The organism is Marinobacterium rhizophilum DSM 18822 (assembly GCF_000378045.1).
Lineage (GTDB): Bacteria > Pseudomonadota > Gammaproteobacteria > Pseudomonadales > Balneatricaceae > Marinobacterium_A > Marinobacterium_A rhizophilum.
This window is the reverse complement of record NZ_KB899089.1, coordinates 162,937-183,802: the sequence shown is the minus strand read 5'-3', so window position 1 is coordinate 183,802 and position 20,866 is coordinate 162,937. Positions and strand designations below refer to the sequence as shown.

18 protein-coding genes and 1 pseudogene are annotated in these 20,866 nt (G+C 59.3%); 12 read left to right on the top strand and 7 right to left on the bottom strand.

What is annotated here, in order from left to right; translation table 11 throughout:
- The first annotated feature begins 42 nt into the window (after positions 1-42).
- The gene (locus F451_RS27550; RefSeq protein ID WP_020679450.1) at positions 43-213 is read left to right on the top strand and encodes a hypothetical protein; all 171 of its coding nucleotides are present in this window, start codon (positions 43-45) and stop codon (positions 211-213) included.
- Between the two features lie 339 nt (positions 214-552).
- The gene (locus tag F451_RS0100850) at positions 553-2,808 is read left to right on the top strand and encodes an arginine/lysine/ornithine decarboxylase (protein WP_020679449.1); all 2,256 of its coding nucleotides are present in this window, start codon (positions 553-555) and stop codon (positions 2,806-2,808) included.
- Between the two features lie 207 nt (positions 2,809-3,015).
- Here the strand turns inward: F451_RS0100850 and F451_RS0100845 are convergent, their stop codons facing one another.
- Both F451_RS0100845 and F451_RS27545 read right to left on the bottom strand, forming a co-directional pair.
- Positions 3,016-3,495, bottom strand: a complete 480-nt coding sequence (locus tag F451_RS0100845) for a DUF2165 family protein (protein WP_020679448.1) — start codon at positions 3,493-3,495, stop codon at positions 3,016-3,018.
- Complete coding sequence (locus tag F451_RS27545) at positions 3,422-3,889, bottom strand: haloacid dehalogenase-like hydrolase (protein WP_156826325.1); 468 nt, start codon at positions 3,887-3,889, stop codon at positions 3,422-3,424. Before F451_RS27545 ends, F451_RS0100845 begins: the two co-directional genes overlap by 74 nt.
- A gap of 272 nt (positions 3,890-4,161) precedes the next feature.
- On the opposite strand from F451_RS27545, the gene F451_RS24440 reads away from it, so the two are divergent.
- The 6 genes and pseudogenes from F451_RS24440 to F451_RS0100805 all read left to right on the top strand — a co-directional run bounded on the left by F451_RS24440 (position 4,162) and on the right by F451_RS0100805 (position 8,802).
- Entirely contained in the window at positions 4,162-4,830 is a 669-nt protein-coding gene (locus F451_RS24440; protein ID WP_040879295.1) for a hypothetical protein, read from the top strand.
- A gap of 5 nt (positions 4,831-4,835) precedes the next feature.
- Positions 4,836-5,465: pseudogene (locus tag F451_RS28900) on the top strand (TauD/TfdA family dioxygenase); the annotation flags it as partial.
- A 79-nt stretch (positions 5,466-5,544) separates the two neighbouring features.
- Positions 5,545-5,940, top strand: coding sequence for a TauD/TfdA family dioxygenase (locus F451_RS28895; RefSeq protein WP_020679443.1), 396 nt, complete (start codon positions 5,545-5,547; stop codon positions 5,938-5,940).
- Between the two features lie 34 nt (positions 5,941-5,974).
- Positions 5,975-6,604 (top strand): hypothetical protein, encoded by a 630-nt coding sequence (locus tag F451_RS24430; RefSeq protein WP_020679442.1) that lies wholly within the window; start codon positions 5,975-5,977, stop codon positions 6,602-6,604.
- Positions 6,605-6,713: 109 nt separating this feature from the next.
- Positions 6,714-8,237 (top strand): MFS transporter, encoded by a 1,524-nt coding sequence (locus F451_RS0100810; RefSeq protein WP_020679441.1) that lies wholly within the window; start codon positions 6,714-6,716, stop codon positions 8,235-8,237.
- Between the two features lie 136 nt (positions 8,238-8,373).
- The gene (locus F451_RS0100805; protein WP_020679440.1) at positions 8,374-8,802 is read left to right on the top strand and encodes a MerR family transcriptional regulator; all 429 of its coding nucleotides are present in this window, start codon (positions 8,374-8,376) and stop codon (positions 8,800-8,802) included.
- Positions 8,803-9,084: 282 nt separating this feature from the next.
- On the opposite strand, the gene F451_RS0100800 is transcribed toward F451_RS0100805, so the two are convergent.
- Positions 9,085-9,681, bottom strand: coding sequence for a pyridoxamine 5'-phosphate oxidase family protein (locus F451_RS0100800; protein ID WP_020679439.1), 597 nt, complete (start codon positions 9,679-9,681; stop codon positions 9,085-9,087).
- Between the two features lie 93 nt (positions 9,682-9,774).
- On the opposite strand from F451_RS0100800, the gene pdxR reads away from it, so the two are divergent.
- The gene (gene pdxR, locus F451_RS0100795; protein WP_040879293.1) at positions 9,775-11,235 is read left to right on the top strand and encodes a MocR-like pyridoxine biosynthesis transcription factor PdxR; all 1,461 of its coding nucleotides are present in this window, start codon (positions 9,775-9,777) and stop codon (positions 11,233-11,235) included.
- Positions 11,236-11,429: 194 nt separating this feature from the next.
- Here pdxR and ilvN read toward each other — a convergent pair whose 3' ends face one another.
- Both ilvN and F451_RS0100780 read right to left on the bottom strand, forming a co-directional pair.
- Entirely contained in the window at positions 11,430-11,921 is a 492-nt protein-coding gene (gene ilvN, locus F451_RS0100785) for an acetolactate synthase small subunit (protein ID WP_020679436.1), read from the bottom strand.
- A 2-nt stretch (positions 11,922-11,923) separates the two neighbouring features.
- A complete protein-coding gene (locus F451_RS0100780; RefSeq protein WP_026291398.1) occupies positions 11,924-13,645 on the bottom strand; it encodes an acetolactate synthase 3 large subunit in 1,722 nt (573 codons plus the stop codon).
- Between the two features lie 561 nt (positions 13,646-14,206).
- Between F451_RS0100780 and F451_RS0100775 the strand changes: the two genes are divergently transcribed.
- Positions 14,207-14,473, top strand: a complete 267-nt coding sequence (locus F451_RS0100775) for a hypothetical protein (RefSeq protein ID WP_020679434.1) — start codon at positions 14,207-14,209, stop codon at positions 14,471-14,473.
- Positions 14,474-14,511: 38 nt separating this feature from the next.
- On the opposite strand, the gene F451_RS0100770 is transcribed toward F451_RS0100775, so the two are convergent.
- Both F451_RS0100770 and F451_RS0100765 read right to left on the bottom strand, forming a co-directional pair.
- Positions 14,512-15,444, bottom strand: a complete 933-nt coding sequence (locus F451_RS0100770) for a LysR substrate-binding domain-containing protein (protein ID WP_020679433.1) — start codon at positions 15,442-15,444, stop codon at positions 14,512-14,514.
- A 204-nt stretch (positions 15,445-15,648) separates the two neighbouring features.
- On the bottom strand, positions 15,649-17,349 hold the full coding sequence (locus F451_RS0100765) for a BCCT family transporter (protein ID WP_020679432.1): 1,701 nt from the start codon (positions 17,347-17,349) through the stop codon (positions 15,649-15,651).
- A gap of 744 nt (positions 17,350-18,093) precedes the next feature.
- Between F451_RS0100765 and F451_RS0100760 the strand changes: the two genes are divergently transcribed.
- Together F451_RS0100760 and F451_RS0100755 are read left to right on the top strand one after the other, a co-directional pair.
- Positions 18,094-19,278, top strand: coding sequence for an aromatic ring-hydroxylating oxygenase subunit alpha (locus F451_RS0100760; RefSeq protein WP_156826322.1), 1,185 nt, complete (start codon positions 18,094-18,096; stop codon positions 19,276-19,278).
- A gap of 104 nt (positions 19,279-19,382) precedes the next feature.
- Entirely contained in the window at positions 19,383-20,828 is a 1,446-nt protein-coding gene (locus F451_RS0100755) for an aldehyde dehydrogenase family protein (RefSeq protein WP_020679430.1), read from the top strand.
- The last annotated feature ends 38 nt before the right edge of the window (positions 20,829-20,866 follow it).

Here is a 20,866-nt window from a genome sequence, read left to right as displayed (position 1 = left end):
TCCTGAAATTCGTCCAACAGCGTCGCCTTAACTTAAGCGGGTATGAAAAATATCGTTCATTGCTGCATGATGCATGAAGGCATCATCGGGCCTGTCATTGAAACGGATGGCCTGGCCCTTGAAATCCAAGGGGGCGCAACATTGCGTCCGGTTTTCAAGGGCGACGATCAAACCGACAACGACGCCTGTTTAATTGCTGGGTTACTAGTGTAGCCCTGGCACAGGTTTTCGGTGCCAGGACGGCCGCAGCCTGGTCTGAATGCCGTTGCGGGGGAGCGATTCTAGCAGATTGTATTATCTGCTATCACATGGATATCAATCTGGTAAAATTACTGCCCTGCGACAGGGTTTCCAATGCAGGGTCTGTCGTAAGGCGTAGGCAGCGCTGCTATGATGTTTTGAGCGTTTTCGCAGAAATATCCGGGGGCGTCACATGCGCTGGCATCGGCTGATTCTGTGGTGTGAATGGTGCGCTGGCATGACCGAGTCGTTCGTGCAGCAGTACCGCGCGCTTCCCATACTCATCTGTTATTACTGAGTGACTGGCCCCACATGAAATTTCGCTTTCCTGTAGTCATCATTGATGAAGACTTTCGTTCTGAAAATATCTCGGGTTCCGGCATTCGCGACCTGGCTGAAGCCATTGGCCAGGAAGGCTTAGAGGTCATCGGCTTCACCAGTTACGGCGACCTCACCGCCTTTGCGCAGCAAGCCAGTCGTGCCTCCAGTTTTATCGTGTCGATCGACGATGAAGAGTTCGGCGATGGCAGTGATGCCGATGTGGAAAAGGCGCTGGCGGGTATCCGTGGCTTTATCCGGGAAGTGCGCAAGCGCAATTCCGATATTCCCATTTTCCTGTACGGCGAAACCCGCACGTCGCGCCATATTCCCAACGAGATTCTGCGCGAGCTACACGGCTTTATTCACATGTTCGAAGATACGCCCGAGTTCGTGGCGCGGCATATCATACGTGAAGCCAAGAAGTACCTGGATTCTCTGGCACCACCATTCTTTGATGCGCTGATGGATTACGCCAGTGACAGTTCCTACTCCTGGCATTGTCCGGGTCATTCCGGTGGCGTGGCGTTCCTGAAAAGTCCGGTCGGACAGATGTTCCATCAGTTCTTTGGCGAGAACCTGCTGCGTGCCGATGTCTGCAATGCCGTGGACGAGCTGGGCCAGCTGCTGGATCACACGGGGCCGGTGGCCGCCAGTGAACGCAATGCCGCCCGGATCTTTGGCTGCGACCACCTGTTCTTCGTGACCAACGGTACCTCGACCTCCAACAAGGTGGTCTGGCACTCCACCGTTGCCCCCGGCGACATCGTGGTGGTGGACCGCAACTGCCACAAGTCGATCCTGCATTCGATCATCATGACCGGTGCGATTCCGGTGTTTTTGATGCCGACCCGCAATCATTACGGCATCATTGGCCCGATTCCCAAGAGTGAATTCGACCCGGCGACCATTCGCCAGAAAATTGCAGACAACCCCTTTGCCCGCAATGCGGCCAACAAGAAACCGCGTATCCTGACCATTACGCAAAGCACGTACGACGGTGTGCTCTACAACGTCGAAACCATCAAGGACATGCTGGGCAGTACCATCGATACGCTGCACTTTGACGAAGCCTGGCTGCCCCATGCCGCCTTCCACAGTTTCTACCGTGACATGCACGCCATTGGGCAGGGCCGGCCGCGCTCGGACGACACCCTGGTGTTTGCGACACAGTCGACCCACAAGCTGCTGGCAGGCCTGTCCCAAGCGTCGCAGATCCTGGTGCAGGACAGCAAGAGCCGCAAACTCGATACGCACCGCTTCAACGAGTCCTACCTGATGCACTCGTCGACCAGTCCGCAGTACGCCATTATCGCGTCCTGCGACGTGGCGGCCGCGATGATGGAGGCTCCGGGGGGCACCGCGCTGGTGGAAGAGTCCATTCTGGAAGCGCTGGATTTCCGCCGTGCCATGCGCAAGGTGGATGACGAGTTTGGTGCCGATGACTGGTGGTTCAAGGTCTGGGGGCCGGACAACCTGACCGATGAGGGTATGGGCGATCGCGATGACTGGGTTATTCACTCTGGCGACCGCTGGCACGGCTTTGGTGAAATCGAGTCCGGTTTCAACATGCTGGACCCCATCAAGGCCACCATCATCACGCCGGGACTGGATGTCGACGGCAGCTTCGATGACGTCGGCATTCCGGCTGCGATCGTCAGCAAGTATCTGGCCGAGCATGGCATTATTATCGAGAAGACCGGGCTCTATTCGTTCTTCATCATGTTTACCATCGGTATCACCAAGGGGCGCTGGAACTCCATGGTGACCGAGCTGCAGCAGTTCAAGGATGATTTCGACAACAACGAGCCGCTGTGGCGCGTGATGCCGGAATTCGTGCAGCGCTTTCCCCGCTACGAACGCGTGGGTCTGCGCGACCTCTGCAGCGATATTCACGATGTCTACCGTCAGTACGATGTGGCACGTATCACCACCGACATGTACCTGTCCAAGATTCAGCCGGCCATGACCCCGGCCGATGCCTGGGCCAAGATGGCGCACCGTCAGGTTGAGCGTGTGGCGATTGACGATCTTGAAGGCCGCATTACCGCCATGCTGGTCACGCCCTATCCGCCCGGGATTCCATTGCTGATTCCGGGCGAGTGCTACAACAAGATCATCGTCAGCTACCTGCAGTTCGTGCGTGACTTCAATGGCCGCTTCCCGGGTTTCGAGACCGACGTACATGGCCTCGTGCGCGAGAAGGTCGACGGCGAGGACCATTACTTCGTCGATGTGGTGAAGAGCTGAGCGTTGGAAAGGTGATCGTAGCAGCGGCGTACCCAAACTTACGGGCACTTCCCCGCCGCGAAGCTTTGGCTTTGGAGCCAAACCATTCGCAACGGGGCGCTGCTGCCGCATCTATCGACACCGGCCCAGGACAGCAGGGCCTGAACCGCCCATCAACATCGTGCTCAGAAGCCAGTCGCCGCCGGTTATGACGACCTCCCACAGCCTCTAATGTTGCATGGGGAGATTCACCAACAGCAGGGCAAGAATGGTCAAGGCCAGCAGTAAATGCACCAGTTGAATGGCTCCTTGCTTGATCCAGTAACCGAACCACAAGCCACCGCAAAGAAATCCGAGCCATAGACCCGAAAACAGAGTCAAGGCGGCATTGGCCGTCAGCGAAGCCATGGGCGTGGCTGCCGGGTCGACCAGCGCCCATAGGCGCCATGCGGCAGCGATAAGAAGCGAAACGGAGGTCAGCAACTGAATAGCGACGATCCCGCGCAACAGAGTTGGCGCCCAATGACCAGGAATAGCCCGCCCCAGCAGCCCTTGCCCCCTTATTTCCTCCTCGCGTAGCAACTCCAGCGTTATCATGGCGCGAATATTGACGATGTTGGTCGTCGCATCAACCCTATTGTTGATAGCTGCGATCAGCAGCCAGAATCCCAAGCCGGCCAAGATGACCGTTTGTGGAATGCCAAGCATTACCCTTTTCCTGGAGAGTTTGTGCAAACACGATTGCCTGACGCGGTCGGTGCGGCGTCGGACAGCACCGCCGCACTCTCAGGTGAGCCGCCAGCGGCTCCAGCAGGTCGAAGGCAGAGCCAGAGACGAAAACCGGTTCCACCCCGTTGGCAGCATGCATGCGAAGACGGGACAAGACCGCACCATTAAAGAAATGCTGTGCCCCTACCGCCAGCATGCTTTCCAGCCAGCGACGCGCCAGGTACCGAACTTCATCTCGGTTCAGTCCCGCATAAGCTTGGTAATATTCGCGATTGACATCTTTGCGGCTGGCACCGTCAGCACTCATTTGTCGCAATCGCCCGATGATCTCGTCGGCCTTGATCCATCCGGTTTCCCGGGATAGATGCGACAAGTTGTGTATGCAGTCAAGCTAAAATCTACATTTTGCGTCAAGTTGATTTTTAAGTTCATTTCACGCTGCTATTAATTATTGCAACGATTCTCCTTTATCGCCGTAGACCGCGCACAAGGGGATTAGGGGGTGGCCGTTGGCTGACATTGGTCGGGTATTGCAAGTCTCGTTTAACAATCTACAGTTGACGTAAGATTATGTTGTTTGCTAATTTCCCTCGTCGGCGCCGTCCCGAGTTGCGCCGAAAATCGATACTACCGAGGAGACACAGAATGGCGACACTGAACCGAGTCAAAGCCGGAATCCTTACTGCTGCAATGCACCTGGCGCTGGTTTCCTCCGTTAGCGCAGCAGTGGAGGTCGCGGTGCTTAATGAAAGCGCTGCCCAAACGTTAAGGACGATTTCCTTCCCCAAGACCTATCACCGCACGGCAATGCTGAAGGTCGACGTCGATGACACCCCTGCCACCCTCCTTCGTTATGAGCGCCTGGACGGCGGCAATACCGGCCTGGGCGGCGAGCATATCAGCGCCATCATCGGCGATAACGGTGTTCTGAAAGGCTATACCCGCATGGATGTCAAATTCGAAGACACTGCCCTACCCGACGAGAAGAAGGCACGGTCCATTGCCATGGACTACCTGCGCCGTACCGCTCCCGACCTGTTGCGGGACATGCGGGTGCTGTGGATTGCCCGGCATGACGAGACTGTGCACACCGCTGCGGCAGGCGGGGCGCGAAAGGAGGTGACGCTTGCGGGCATGAAGGTTAAATGCCGCAATCGCGCTGACGGTCTTTATTTCTGGGTCGTCGTCGGCGCCGACGACGAGATAGTCACCTTCGAACGCGATGTCCGGTGGATCACCTTCCCGGGCAAACGCGGTACGGAACAGTGGCTTCATGACGCCTGGCTGGCCGACAACGTGCCGCAGCAGGGCTGAGGTGTATGACCTCAGGGATATCAGCCTCACTTCGTTCCACTTCATCTGACAAGGAATGCACCATGGAGTACGACTCATCCGTCATCACGCCGCTGAATGATCCCGCTTGCTGGACCGCTGCGCAGCTGCAGTCCCAGCAGGCCGATTGGCATTACATTTTTAGCCCCGGCGACCTTGCTGAAATCGACGCCGCCTTGAAACTGGCTACCCGCCGGAGCGTCGACCTGGCGGAACTCACGCTGGACGACTTTCCGCTGGATGGCCTGGCGGAGCGCTTGCGCGGCATCGGCGAGAGCCTGGAAAACGGCGTCGGCATCACGATGATGCGTGGTCTTCCTGTCAAAAACTACAGTGAGGACGATCTCAAGATCATTTTCGCCGGTCTCGGCCGGTACCTCGGTACACTGTTGCCGCAGAGCACCAGGGGCGAGCGGGTCGGTCTGGTGCGGGACGGCGGCGACAAGCTGAAGGATACCGCCGCCCGCGGAACCCGGACCAGCGATCGCCTGCCGTTTCATACCGACCGCAGCGATGCCATAGGTCTGTTATGCCTGCGCACCGCCATCAGGGGCGGCGAAAGTTATCTGGTCAGCGCCCCGGCCCTGCACAACGCTATTCTTCGAAAGCGCCCGGATCTGGCCGAAGTTCTCTATCAACCGTTCTATCACCGCCGCACCGCCTGGGAAGCCGGGGGGGGGAAACGATGTCTACGCCTTGCCGGTGTTTACTCGGCACCAAGGCTATTTCGCGGCCCGCTATCTGCGGCATTTCATTCGAACCGCCCAAGAGCTGCCGGGCACGCCCCGCTTGACCGAGCTGCAGATCGAGGCGCTGGACCTGATCGATTCGCTGTGCCTGTCGCCGGAACTGCTGGTGCGCATTCCGTTCGAGCCCGGCGACATCCAGTGGGTCAACAACTTTGTCACCCTTCACGGGCGGGCTGCGTTCGACGATACCGAGGAGCCGGAGCAAAAGCGCCTGCTGTATCGTCTATGGCTCAGCACACCCAACAGCCGTCCGTTGGCACCGGACTTTTCCGCCATTTACGGCCGCACCGAAGCCGGTGCACTACGCGGCGGAGCCATGCCGCCCCGATCGGACGCCGCTTGATCCCAAACCCTAACGAAGACATGGAATGTCGATTATGAATGCCTCCAATACCGAAGCTGCCGTACTGATGCGTGCCTTGAAACTGATCGAAGGTTATCTCTGCATACCGGACGGTTACGTACTGGCGTGCCAGCGGAAGGTGATCCAGGATGCCCGGCCGCTGCTGCTCCTGCGCCATGAAAGAAGCGATGGGCGCAACACCGGTCTCGGCGGCGAACATTTCTCTGTGCTGATCAACTTGGAAGAGGAGCGCCTTGACGGCGTGCACCATATGGATCGCCGCTACTCCAATGCGGTTCCCGAAGAACAGGTCGCACTCCAGCGGGCCCGGGAGTTTCTGGCTGCGGCGGCACCGGACCTCGCCAAGCGGGCGGAGGAACGCTGGGTGAAGCCGCTCAGGAAGGAGCCCCTGGAGCCGCCCCATCACAGTGGCTTCGCCTTCGTTGAATGCGAAACCGGCGGCAGCCGGGCCGCCATTGGCGTTCGTGTGAAGATGTTCGACGCGACAACCGGAACCTGGGCCTGGGTAGTCGTCGGTCACGACGGTGGCATTGTTTCCTTCGAGCGCGATATTTCCTGGGATTCGCAACGCAAACGCCGCATGACTGAGCAGTGGTTGCACGATCCCTGGGTCGATCGCCTGATCCAGACCGTAAACGATTAAGCCCCTGCGGTGAAAAGCCGGAAGGCGTCCGATTGGGCGGCCCCCCTGCCGCGGCGCCCCGGCATCCGGGCAGGCCGCTTCTCTCCCCAACTGAGCTCAAGGAACACCCATGTCGCCAACAACGCTCACCACCATCGCCATGTCGATCTTTCTGTCGATGACGTTCATCGATGAAACGGGCGTGGCCGTCACCCTGCCGTCCATCCAGGCCGAATTCGGCATTTCAGCACTCGCCCTGCAGTGGACGCTTAATGCCTTCTTCCTCACGCTCGCCGTCTTCGTATTACCCGCCGGCCACTCGGCCGACAGGCTGGGTGCCCGCCGCGTCTTCGATGCAGGCATGGCGGTCTTCGTCGTGGCGTCGCTGGGCTGCGGTTTCAGTGCCAGTGGCGAAATGTTGATCGCCGCCCGGGCGGTGCAGGGAGTGGGGGCGGCGATGATGCTGGCCACCTACGCGCTGCTGATCGCCCGCGTCTTTCCCCCGGAGCGGCAAGGTGCAGCCTTGGGCACGTCCGCCGCTTATGGCGCCTTTTTCCTCGCCATCGGCCCCTTTCTGGGGGGCTTCATCGCCGAACAGCTGAGCTGGCGCTGGATATTCCACCTCAACGCTCCGCTTGGCCTGCTGGTATTCCTGATCGTGCGTCGTGCGGTCCCCGGGGACACGGAGCCCATGCGTATGCCGGACATCAAGCCGCTCAGCCTGGCCAGTTTCATCTTCGGTTTTGGTGGCCTGATCGTGGCGCTGATGCAGGCGGTGGAGTGGGGTTGGCGAACGCCGCACACGCTCGGCCTTTTTGCCTGCGCCGTTCTCGGATTGACACTTTTTCTGCTGCTGCAGAGATCGTCCCGCTTCGCCATGGTCGATCTGTCCCTTTTCCGCCATAAGGCCTTCTCAAGCGCCAACCTGATCCTGTTGACGACCCAGGTCTGTGTCATGTGCGTCGCTTTCTGGGCGCTGTGGAGCCAGGTGGCGCTCGGCATGTCGCCGCAGATGGCGGGGTTGTCGCTGCTTCCCGCCGGTCTGCCAATTCTCGTCGTCGCCCGTCTCGGCGGCATCTGGGCCGATCGCGCCGGGCCGCACGCCCCTATCCGGTTGGGTGTGCTTCTGGTCGCAAGCTCCGCGGTTCTGTTCGCTGTGACGTCGGCCGAGCGCAGCTATCTCATGGCGTTCGCCGCCATGCTGCTCTACGGTATCGGGGCGCCGTTGGTTATCTCGCCAGCCATCAAGGCGGTCCTGATCTCCGCCCCGGACGGAAAGCAGGGCCAGGCTTCAGGGATCCTCAACACCATGCGGCAACTGGGCGCTGCGCTGGCCTTTGGTGTCATCGGGGCCGTACTGAACTTCCATGACCGGCTGAATACGGCAAGGGTCGTTGGCGACTATCCGGCCCTGGTCGACGGCGGAGTCCTCGACGCCCAGGATGTGCTGGTAAAGAGTCCGGAAGCGCTAGCCAACTTGCCCGCTGCCGCAAGGACCGTCGTGGAAACCGCTCTTTCGCAGGGCTATGCCGATGCCTTCGGAATTGGTATGTGGGGGGCAGTGGCCTTTGCGCTGGTGGGCTGCATCGCGGCCTATCTTGGCTTGGCGCCAGCCCGGCGCCCTGTCGTGCGACTCACCGAAAGCGGTAACTGACATACAGGCGTTGAAGACTCGTCCGGTTGGCGGGCTTCGTCTTTACAGTTCACGTCAAATGTAGATATACAGGATGGAGTCTGACCCTGTACGCTATGGCCAATGTACGGAGAATCGGAAAAACCTGGGAGGCCATTTGACCGATAAGGCCACATCGAGTATCGAAGAGACCTCAAAAGACGTCTTTACCATTGGCGAACTGGCGCGGCGCTGCAATGTGAGCCAGCGTACGATCCACTTTTACGAGCAAAAGAAACTGCTCTTTCCTGCTCAGAGGAAGGGGAGCGGGTATCGCTACTATGACGAAACGGCGATCGAACGCCTTGAACTGATCCATAAGTTGAAGTCCATCGGCCTGTCTCTCGATGAAATCACGGAGGTGATCGAGCTTTATTTCGTTGGAGACGATGGCGTTATGGGGAAGCGGGCGGTCGTCGGCCTTTTGAAACAGCATCTGGTCGCGGTCGATCGGAAAATCCAGGAATTGGCCTCCTTTCGCGATGAGCTGACGATGAATATCGGCCGGATCAACGCGCTTATCGAAATGGCGGAACGCAAACGCTAAGCGCCGCTCCCGCCGGTCAATCCGGGACCAGCGCGCTGATGCGGGTGCTGACCGGCTTGACGCCGGCCCGGCCATGAGAGGGTGGGTTAGGCTGCGCTCCGCAGCCGCTAAAAGATTTCTGCATAATGCGGGCGCGCCGTAATCCACCTTGGAGGTGAGGATTGCAAAATGGTGGGTTATGCGACGCTCATCGCCCTGTAGGACTCGGTACGGCTGTGCCCATGCGCCGCTAACCCACCCATTCTGAAAAAGGTTGTCAGCAGCCACAAGACCTTCCGCCGTTCAATCCGGTATCAGCTCACCGATCGTGGTGATTACCGGTTTGACGCCGGCCCAGACCGGCAGTGACAGATCCGCCTCGTCGTCGACAGGGCCGCCGGTGCGGACCTTGGCGCAAACCTCTTCGATCGCAAAGGCGATCACCGCAGTGGCTTTCATCTCGGTCTCATTTGGCGGTCGCGCCTCGCGCGAGCGGCCGGGGCTGAACTTCTCCAGCATCCTGTCGAGCGCGCTGCGCTTTTCGACCGGGTCTTCCACCAGGCGCCCTTTGCCATACAGCATTACCGAGCGGAAATTCGCCGAGTGGTGGAAGGCGGAGCGGGCGAAGACCAGTCCATCCAGCAGTGTGACCGTGACGCAGGCCGTCTCTCCCGCCAGAATCGACTGGAACAGGCCATTCTTGCTCGATCCATGCACGTAGAGCTCGTCACCAATGCGCCAGTGGAACGTGGGCTGAACTGCCGTGCCGCCGTGCATACTGGCGCCCAGATGGCAGACAAAAGCTTCGTCAAGGATGTTGTAAATGGCCTTGCGGTCATAGCAGGCCCGTTTGGGCCCGCGCCTCAGGCGGGTTCTTTCGGTTATGTCTATTGCGGTCATGGCTGTTTACTCTGCTTGAAGTGGGCTCAGGTTAGGCGCTTAATGGGTTTAAGTTGAGATCCATTTTTTAAAACTTTTAGGGCCCACTCTAGGATGACTAAGAGTCCCTCCGAGCTCTTTTTGCCGTTTCTCAAGACGGGTACCGGGGTTGCGCAGTATCGCAACCTGTTCCGCGCATTTCAGCAGGCCATTCTCACCGGGGATCTGGCGTCTGGTGCCAAACTGCCGGCCAGCCGGGCGCTCAGCCAGGCGCTGGGCATCTCCCGTACGACGGTTAAGACCGCTTACGAAATGCTGCAGGCCGAAGGCTATATAGAAACGCGTCACGGTGCAGGCAGCTTCGTGTCCGCTCAGCTTCCTGAGCCCGAACTGCGCAGCGAACAGACGCTGGCGCAACAGGGGGATGCCGGGCGCCCAGCTGGACTCTCGTCCATGGCAGGGCGGCTACCGCCGCCCGGTCGCCTCTACGACCGCGCGGGGCCCGAGCTGCTGGCGCCGGCGCGTCCCTGTCTGGACAGCTTTCCCTGGTCACAGTGGCAGCGTGCGGTGAGTCGAGCCGGACGCCGAATGAAGCATGAGTCGAGAGCCTCAGCGATGGGCGTTGAGTCGTTGAGACGGGAGATAGCCCGCTATCTGCAGGTGGTGCGAGGCGTGCGTTGCGAGGCGCAGCAGGTCATGGTCTGCTCGGGGTCCCAGCAGGCGCTGTACCTGGCGCTGCAGCTTTTGCTGGATGCTGGCAATCCGATCCTGGTGGAGCAACCGGGGTATCCGGGCATTGACGGCGCCATCGCGGCGGTCGGCGCGCATCGGATCGCGGTAGCCGCCGATGAAGAGGGGTTCTGTCTGCAGAACGGCCTGGCGCAGTCCCCCGAGGCCCGATTGGCACTGCTGACACCGTCGCGAAACTATCCGATGGGCTATACCCTCAGTCTGCAGAGGCGGCTGGAGTTGCTGAACTGGGCCACGGAAACCGGCAGCTGGCTGATCGAAGATGACTACGACAGCGAGTTTCGTTTCGATGGTCCGCCACTGACGTCGCTGCAGGGACTCGGTGGAGAGCATTGCGTGCTCTATGCCGGAACCTTCAGCCGTATTCTGCATCCGTCGATCCGTCTTGGCTATCTGGTCCTGCCCCAGGCCCTGGTGGAGCCTTTTCATAATGCCCGGCGCTATATTGATGGCGGCCTTTCGCTCCTGCCGCAGCTGGCGCTGGCCGAGTTCATGTCCTCGGGCCAGTTCGCCAGTCATGTGCGGCGCATGCGCAAGCTGTACAGGCGACGACGGGATTTCCTCAACCGCAGGGTTGAGGAAATGTTCGGTGGTCGTCTGAAACGTATCGAGGCTGATGGCGGCATGCATTCGGTATTCCTGCTGCCGCCGGGGAGCTGCGATCAGGCTCTTTGTCATGCATTGCAGTCGCAGGGGCTCGGGATACGGCCGCTTTCCCATTACTACGACGGGCTGGAGGACCGTCAAGGGCTGGTCATCGGTTTTGCCGGTTATTCGCAAGCATTGATCGAACGGGGACTAGAAATCCTGTACCGGCAAATATAGCGGTGTTCCGGGTTCCGGGTGAGTGCGGATGGCAATGCAGCGGGGGCGAGATGAATTTTGTTGCTGTCGGCGTACCGGCCCTCATGGCTTCCCTGGCCATTTTTCTGGTCGGCGAGAGTCGCAAGCGGTGCCACAAAAAAAAGCCGCTCCCTGACGGGAACGGCTTTTTTACAGGCCCGATCTGATTGAGACAATCAGAGGCTCAGGGTTTTCTCGCCGCGGGCGATGCCCGACACACCGGAACGCACCACTTCCATGATGCTGGTGGTGCCCAGGGCACTGATGAAGGCGTCGAGCTTGTCGCTCGCACCGATCAGCTGCACCGTGTAGGTGTTGGGCGTGACATCGATGATCTGGCCACGGAATATATCCGCGGTGCGCTTGATCTCGGCCCGGTTGGCACCCGACGCCTTGAGCTTGATCATCATCAGCTCGCGCTCGATGTGCTCGCCTTCGGTCAGGTCCACCACTTTCACAACGTCAATCAGCTTGTTCAGGTGCTTGGTGATCTGCTCAATGACCCGGTCATCGCCCACGGTGGTGACGGTCAGGCGCGACAGGGTCGCATCGTCAGTCGGGGCCACGGTAAGGGACTCGATGTTGTAGTTGCGCTGGGAGAACAGGCCAACGACGCGAGACAGGGCACCCGGTTCGTTTTCCAACAGAACTGAAATGATATGTCGCATGCTCAGGTTCTCTCCGTTTTGGTCAGCCACATGTCACGCATTGAGCCGCGCGGTACCTGCATGGGGTACACGTGCTCGAACGGATCCACATAGATATCCATGAACACCAGACGATCCTTCATGGCAAAGGCTTCGCGCATGGCTGCTTCGAGGTCGGAATACTTTTCGACCTTCATGCCGACATGGCCGTAGGCCTCGGCCAGCTTGATGAAGTCGGGCAGGGACTTCATGTACGAGTGCGAGTGACGCGATTCGTAGTTCATGTCCTGCCACTGGCGCACCATGCCCAGCGACTGGTTGTTCAGGTTGATGATTTTCACCGGCAGGTCGTACTGCTTGCAGGTGGAAAGCTCCTGAATGTTCATCTGGATGCTACCCTCGCCGGTGACGCAGGCCACGTCGGCATCAGGGAAGTTCATTTTCACACCCATGGCCGCCGGCAGACCGAAGCCCATGGTGCCCAGACCGCCTGAGTTGATCCAGCGATTGGGTTTGTTGAACTTGTAATACTGCGCCGCGAACATCTGGTGCTGGCCCACATCGGAACACACATAGGCGTCGCCGTTGGTGACCTTGCTCAGCATTTCGATGACCTGCTGGGGCTTCATCTTGTCGGAGTCGTCGGTGCGGTAGCGACCGCCGTGGCGTGTGCGCCATTCGTCGATCTGTTCCCACCAGGTCTTCAGCGCCGCCGCATCGGGCTGTTTCTTCGACGCTGCGACCAGCTCGATCATTTCCGCCAGAACCGCCTGCGCCGGGCCCACGATGGGGATGTCGGCCTTGATGGTCTTGGAGATGGATGCCGGATCGATATCGATATGGATGATCTTGGCGGTGGGGCAGAACTTGTCCAGGCCGTTGGTGACACGATCGTCAAAGCGCGCGCCCACGGCCAGAATCAGGTCCGAGTGGTGCATCGCCATGTTGGCTTCATAGCTGCCGTGCATGCCAAGCATGCCGATAAACTGGCGATCCGTTCCCGGGAAACCGCCCAACCCCATCAGGGTATTGGTGACCGGGTAGTTGAGCATGCGGGCCAGCTGGATCAGCTCGTCGCTGGCGTTGCCCATGATGACGCCGCCGCCGGTGTAAAGTACCGGACGCTTGGCTGCCAGCAGCAGGTCGGTCGCCTTCTTGATCTGGCCGCTGTGACCGCGGCTGATCGGGCTGTAGGAACGCAGCTTGACCGACTTGGGGTATTCGTACTCGTAACGTTCGGTCGGCGACGTCATGTCCTTGGGGATATCCACAACCACCGGACCCGGACGACCGGTCTGGGCAATGTGGAACGCCTTCTTGATGATCGTCGGAATTTCTTCGGGACGGGACACGCTGAAGTTGTGTTTCACGATCGGACGGGAAATACCCATCATGTCGGTTTCCTGAAACGCATCTTCCCCGATCAGGTGACTCATGACCTGACCGGTGATCACCACCATGGGGATCGAGTCCATGTAGGCGGTCGCAATGCCGGTAACCGCATTGGTCGCGCCGGGGCCGGATGTTACCAGCGCCACGCCGGCCTTGCCGGTCGCACGCGCATAGGCATCGGCCATGTGAGTTGCCGCCTGTTCATGGCGCACCAGTATATGTTGCACATCTTCCTGGCGGAACAGGGCGTCGTAGACGTGCAGCAAGGCACCGCCCGGATAACCATAGATGTACTTCACACCCTCGTCATGAAGGGCACGAACAACCATTTCTGCGCCTGATAATAATTCCACAGTATTCACCCTCTGATGCACCAGTTCCCGGCAAGGAAAAGGCGCGTAACAGTTTTTGTTTCTGCAACGTTGAACGTGACCCACCCACTTAAGCGGCGTTGATGCTTTGGTGGCAAAATTCTCGACCATTCCAGGGCAGAGACGTGGCGGCTCATGTTCGGGTGCTTACCGGTGCTGAGGATTGCTCAGCCGGCAGACCAGCGGGAGACGATACTGGAGATCGACTCGCCAGAGCTTCGGGGTTACCTACGCGCTCAAGGCCTCAAAATTTGAGCTGCACATTCTCTCACCGGGCCAAGTTTCGATCAACCAATGGCGGCCGAATAGGGGCAAAAAGCCGGTTTGTGGGGCAATTTGACGGTTTCCAGGTTGAAAACGGCATGACGTTGATGTCGTTTTCCTGGCTGGGGCGATGCCGGGCACCGCTTTTTGCGCCTGGGGCTGGGGGAAATGAGATACTGAAAATCGATCCCGCCGTGCATTCAGGGCTGCGCCACAACGGCTGCACAGCCCCCTGAAAACAGGTTATAGTGCGGGAAAATGTCTTAGCGGAGTCGCACCATGAATGTGTCTGAAATCAAAAACAAAGACAAGGTGATCAATGAGTTGCTGCTGTTTATTCGCAAGGTGCTGGTTGAACCCGATATCAACACCAAGGCACTGGATATTGCCCGCAAGTATATCAATGAGAAGAACGCCGATGTCCTGATTGCCGACGAGCTGTCCGCGACTACCAATGTCAAGATCCCGGTTGAGCACAGCGATGCCGACAAGCTGTTCCTCAAGCTGCTGCGCGATGTAGTACGGGACGAAAAGGCGCTTTATTAAACAGCGACCTGGCTGGGGATGCGCCCGGGTTGCCGGGCTCAGGACGTCTGTTCAGTCTCGCTCTCGTTGACCCGCTGCAGCAGCCAGTGACGGAACTGCTCCACGCCAGGTTTACGTCGCATGGGTTCCTCCGGCTCCAGCATGTAAAAGCGGGCGGTGGTATTCAGTTCCATCGCCACGGGTCTGACCAGCAAGCCGCTTTGCAAGTATCCGGCCACCAGTTGCTCCCACCCCAGCGCCACGCCCTGCCCATTGAGTGCGGCCTGCACCAGCATGGGGTAGTTGTTCAGGTTCAGGCGCCGGCGAGGTTCCTTCGGTGCGAGCCCTGTCGAAATGAACCACTGATTCCAGTTCAGCCAGTCCTCCGCTGAGTCCAGCCAGAGCTGGGTCGTACCCAGAATATCCTCGGCGCCACCCTCGCCTGACTCTGTATTGCTGTGCCGTGCCAGAAAGGCCGGACTGCAGACGGGAAAGACCCTTTCGTTGAACAGCGGCGTCGCGGCCAGGCCCGCCGGCGGTGTGCGGCAATAAAAGAGCGCGACATCAAACTCGGAGTTGCGCAGTCCCTGCAGCGAGTCCGTGGCCAGGATGCGCACATCGACATCAGGATGCTGGTCCTGAAATTCCGGCAGGCGCGGCAGCAGCCAGAGCGATGCCATCGCGTTGGATGTAACAACGGTCAGTTGCTGGTTACCCTGCCACTGCAAGATCGTGCCGGTGGCGCTGGATATCAGCAGCAGGGATTGCTGCACACTGTCGTAGTATTCGGCGCCGGTTTGGGTAAGGGTCAGTTGTCGCTTGTCGCGCACAAAGAGGCTGCGCCCCAGGTATTCTTCAAGGTGGCGAATCTGGCGACTGATGGCGCCCTGAGTCACGCTCAGCTCAAGCGCCGCCTGAGTAAAGCTAAGATGGCGGGCAGCCGCTTCAAACGCCACCAGGCTGTTCAGTGGCGGTAAGGGTTTTATCTTCAACCAGACGTCTCCAGTCTCTTATTGTCCAGGCGGTCAAGGGGTTATCCGTCATGCCCGCCGGGAGCGGGCAGCGGTCATTGTGGACATACGCGGGCAGTGTAGCAGCCCCGTTGTCCTGAACCTCGGCCTGATTGTGCCTGCTGCCAATAAAAACACCGGCGTTCGTCCAGTGCGAAGGCCGGTGCTTTTAACGCTTCGCTGTAATCAGCGCTCGCCGCTGGCTCGCAGCATCACAGGTTGAGCCGCGTCGATCTGAGGCACATTGCTGCTCTCGCTGGTGCTCACGGGGTGGGGCTTGCTGCCACGCAGTGGCCCGATCGGAGTGGGTGCCAGGCTTGTCTCGGCCCGCAGTGCCTTCATCAGGCTGATGGACATCAGCAGCGTCAGTACCGCGATTGGCAGGCCGGCAACGATGGAGGCGGTCTGGACCGCTTTCAGCCCGCCGGCATAGAGCAACCCGCCGGCGATGAACGCCTGCATCACGCCCCAGATGACCCTCAGCAGCATTGGCGGTTCCGGGCTGCCCCTCGAATTGAGAGTACAGAGCACCAGGGTGCCGGAGTCCGCCGAGGTAATGAAGTAGGTGGCCAGCAGCAGTGTCGTCAGGATGGTGAGAACCTGGCCGAACATGCCCGAATCCAGCTTTGAGAACAGGGTGAAGATCGCCGAGGTGGTCTCCGCCTTGGTCGCCAGCAGAATATCGCCGCCCTTGAACTCGGCAGCTTCGCCGGTCAGAACGCCGGCCTCGACCTGTTCCTGATGCGCGATACGGTCATTCTGCTCCATCTTCAGCGCGGAGCCGCCGAACACCGACATCCAGACGAAGGTGACCAGGGTCGGTACGATCAGGGCGCCCATAATCAGTTCGCGGATGGTGCGGCCGCGGGAGATGCGGGCGATAAACATGCCGACGAAGGGAGACCAGGTCATCCACCAGGGCCAGTAGAAAGCGGTCCACCAGTTCTGCCAGCCGCTGTCGTCCTGGGCGTCGCTCCAGGTGCTCAGTGCGACCAGGTTGCTGACATAGTCGCCGGTGCTCTCGATCAGGGTATGCAGGATATATCGGGTCGGTCCGATAAACAGCACCACCAGCACCAGCAGGATGGACAAGAGCATGTTCCATTCGGACAGCAGGCGAATACCGCGGCCCACGCCCGACAGTACCGAAATAATGGCCAGGAAGCTTATAACGCCGATCATCAGCAGCTGGTTGCCGATGCTGATCTCGAAGCCAAACACGTTGTTGAGGCCGGTGTTCATCTGGATGACACCCAGGCCCAGCGACTGCGACACGCCAAAGGCCGTGATGGCGACGGTCAGGATGTCGACGGTGTGACCAATCGGACCGTAGATCTTGTCGCCGATCAGCGGGTAGAGCACCGAACGCATGGTCAGCGGCAGCCCCTTGCGATAGGCGAAGTAGGCCATCACCAGTGCCACGACAATGAAAATGGCCCAGGGGTGCAGGCCCCAGTGGAAAAAGGTGATGCGCATTGCCGTCTGGGCAGCTTCGTTACTGAGGCCTGCGGCGGCAAAGGGATTGCCGGCATAGTGCCACATCGGTTCGGCGACCGACCAGAAGATCAGGCCAATGCCCATGCCGCCGCTGAACAGCATCGCCAGCCAGGAGCGGTAACTGAATTCGGGCTTTTCGTCGTCCCGGCCCAGGCGGATATGGCCGTAGCGGCTGAACATCAGGTAGATCAGCAGACCCAGTACTCCGGTCACGAGGGACAGGTAGAACCACTTGAAGTTGTTCAGGATGCTGTCGGAAATTTCCTGAAAGAAGGCACCGGCTTCTTTGGCCATCAGGCCGCAGAAGAGCACGAAGCCAATGACCAGGATCTTGGAAATGATCGTGACGGTCGGGTCGACGCCACGGATCAGGCCGGAGTCGTTTCTCATCGGGTTTTCCACCTTGGTTATTATATTTCGTCTTGCTTTTCCCCCAGGGAAAAAGCGCGCTGGCGACTGCGTGATCTGCCAGGGAGGGGGCGAAGGACGCAAGTCCGCGCCGGAACTATCGGAGCGCAATAGTGGGAAAAACATTGACCTGGATCAAACGAGTTTTTTGCATTACCCCATGATTTTTTGTAATGGGATCATGATGTCTTCGTACCCTTGCCATCAGAAGCCATGTCTTCAGTTCATGATATTGGGTCATGTTTTTGCCTGGAGATAGAAAACGCCAGCCAGGTGCGGTTTCCAGCAACAGGACTTGCCATGGTCTCTTATTTGTTTTCGTCATGAGTTAGACGTGAGTCGATAACCGCTGCACCGATTAAATGCGTCGATCTGAGCTGCCTGTGTCTGTTTCAGGCCACAGGACGTATCTGGACAGGTCAAGGTCGCGATGCCTGAAAGCAAGGCCTGGCTTTGGTCCTGATTGAGGTCCTACTTCGGCGGAGTGTGACTGGTGGAGTGACATTTTTTGGTGCAGTCCGGAGAAATTTCCGGTAGTTCAGTAACTTATCAAAGCATGAGATTTTGTAATGACCTGGTGGCCGAAAAATCGTTTTCCGAGACGCCTTTCCGACTCTAGTATGCGCCCTAACACAACGCCGGGACTATTTGATTGAGTGATATCAAGGTTTCGGTGGCTACGATAACGCAGAGCCTGAACGCAAGGCGGAGAGTGGAGAGAACACCATGACAACAAATTCTCGCTTGATTCCGATGGAAATCCTGGACGAAGTACGCAAGCCGATCGCGGAAGCCGCCGGCATGCCGAATGCAGCCTATGCCGATCCGGCCCTGTTCGAGTTCGAACGTGACGAAGTGCTGGGCAAGACCTGGGCCGCGATCGGTTACACCAGTGATCTGCCGCGCAACGGCTTTGCCAAGCCCGTTGACTTCATGGGACTGCCGCTCGCCATCATGCGTAACCGGGGCGGCGAATATAACGTTTTCCACAATGTCTGCAGCCACCGCGGCATGATTTTGCTGAGCGAGGAAACCGAAGTCGAAGGCATGGTGCGTTGCCCCTACCATTCCTGGACCTACGACCTGAACGGCAACCTCAAGGGCACCCCGCACATTGGTGGTGTCGGCGTACACAAGGCAGAAGGCTTTGTCTGCGAGAAGCACGGTCTGCGCAGCGTTCGTTCCCATGTCTGGATGGGTATGGTGTTCATCAACCTGTCCGGTGACGCGGTCGATTTTGATACTTTCATCGCACCGCTGGTGCAGCGCTGGAGCGAGTTCTGCGGCAAGGATGGCTGGAACAACCTGCACATCGCGCCGACCGGCAGCCAGATGCAGCTGGAGGTGAACTGCAACTACAAGCTGGCAATCGAGAATTATTGCGAAGCCTATCACCTGCCCTGGGTACACCCGAGCCTGAACACCTACTCGCCACTGGACCAGCACTACAACCTGGAAGTCAGCGAGGGCATGTCCGGTCAGGGCAGCTATACCTACAACCTGTCGGATGTCGCCGGAACCCGTCTGCCGCGCTTCGAGGCATGGCCGCAGGACAAGCTGCGCCAGGCGGAGTATGTGTCGCTGTACCCCAACGTATTGCTGGGCATTCAGGCGGACCACTTCTTCACGATCATCCTGGAGCCCCGTGCCCATAACCGTACGCTGGAAAACCTGCGCCTGTTCTACGTCACCGAAGAGGCCTGTGGCGACGAATACGCTGCCTGCCGTCAGGCCCAGCTGGAAGCCTGGAAAGTGGTCTTCGGTGAAGATGTGTTCGCGGTCGAGGGCATGCAGGCGGGTCGTCAGTCGCCGGGTTACCAGGGGGGCGTCTTCTCGCCGGTTCTGGATGGTCCGACGCACCACTTCCACACCTGGGTCGCCAATAAGTACGCCGAATCCGCCCAGGGCTGATTCTTCACTTGAGCACCTGAAGCCGGTCGCCGGGTTGCAAGATCCGCGCGACTGGCCTCATTTCAGGCGCCACACCTGCAAACTGACTCAAGGGCAGCAATTCCATGTTGAACTCCAACTCCAATCATTGGCTTAACTTTATCGACGGTGAGTGGGTCGACAGCGAGACGGCCATCGACGTACGGGATCCGTCCACCAATGAGGTTTTCGCGACCGTCGCCAGCGCCAGCCTCGATGACGCCGAGCGGGCGATCGCTGCTGCGCGCGCATGCGTGCGCGAAGGCCGCCTGACCCGTCAGCGTCCGGCGCAGCGGGCCGAGCTGATGTACCGCATCGGCGCCGAGATTCGCGCGCTGGTGGACGACGCGGCAATACTGGCATCACGCGAAAACGGCAAGTCGATCAATGATGCCCGTGACGAGGTCAGCGAAGCGGCCCGCTATTTCGAATACTACGCCGGCATGGCGGACAAGATCGAAGGCAGATCCATTCCGCTGGGTGAAGACTACGTTGATTTCACCAGCTATGAGCCCCAGGGCATCTCGGTGCAGATCGTTCCCTGGAACTTCCCAGTCTCCATCTGTGCCCGCTCCCTGGCACCGGCACTGGCTGCCGGCAATGCCGTGATCGTCAAGTCGCCCGAACTGTCGCCGCTGGCGATTACCGTGCTGGCTACCGCGTGTGAGCGTGCGGGTCTGCCCAAGGGGGCTCTGAGCATTCTGGCCGGCCCCGGACGCGAAATCGGTGCCGCCCTGGTGGCGCACCGGGAAACCAATCAGATCGTGTTCACCGGTTCCGTACCGACCGGGCGTGCCATCATGCGTTCAGCGGCTGAAAATGCCGTGCCCTGCGTCATGGAACTGGGTGGCAAGTCCGCCGCCGTGGTTTTCCCGGATGCCGATCTGGATCAGCTCATCAGCAGCGTGCGCTGGGGTATTTTCTTTAATGCCGGCCAGGTCTGCTCGGCGATGTCCCGCCTGCTGGTGCACCGCGACATCTACGACGACGTGGTGGCGCGCGTGGCGGAGCTGGCCTCAAGCCTGAGTGTCGGTGCCGGCAAGGACAATCCCGACATGACGCCGGTGGTCTCGATGGGCCAGCGTGACGGCATTCTGGAAATCTGCCGTCAGGCGGTCGAGGATGGCGCCCGGCTGGTCTGCGGCGGCGCGGCGGTTGCGGGTCTGCCCGGTGCCTTTGTACAGCCGACGGTCTTTGCCGACGTGACCACCGACATGCGCCTGTTTGGCGACGAGGTGTTTGGTCCGGTAGTGGCGATCACGCCGTTCGATACCGAAGAGGACGCGTACGCCCTGGCCAACAACACAGACTACGGTCTGGTGGCCGGTGTGTTCACCCAGGACATCAGCCGTGCACTGCGTGCCTCCCGGGCACTGGATGCAGGCCAGGTCTTCGTCAATGAGTGGTTTGCCGGCGGCATCGAAACCCCGTTCGGTGGTAACGGTTTGTCCGGCTATGGCCGTGAAAAGGGTCAGGAAGCGCTCTACAGCTACGTACGTACCAAGAACGTGGCGATTCGCGTCTCCCGATAATACGAAGCCCAGTAGTCGGTGGGTTTGTAAGAGGGTCT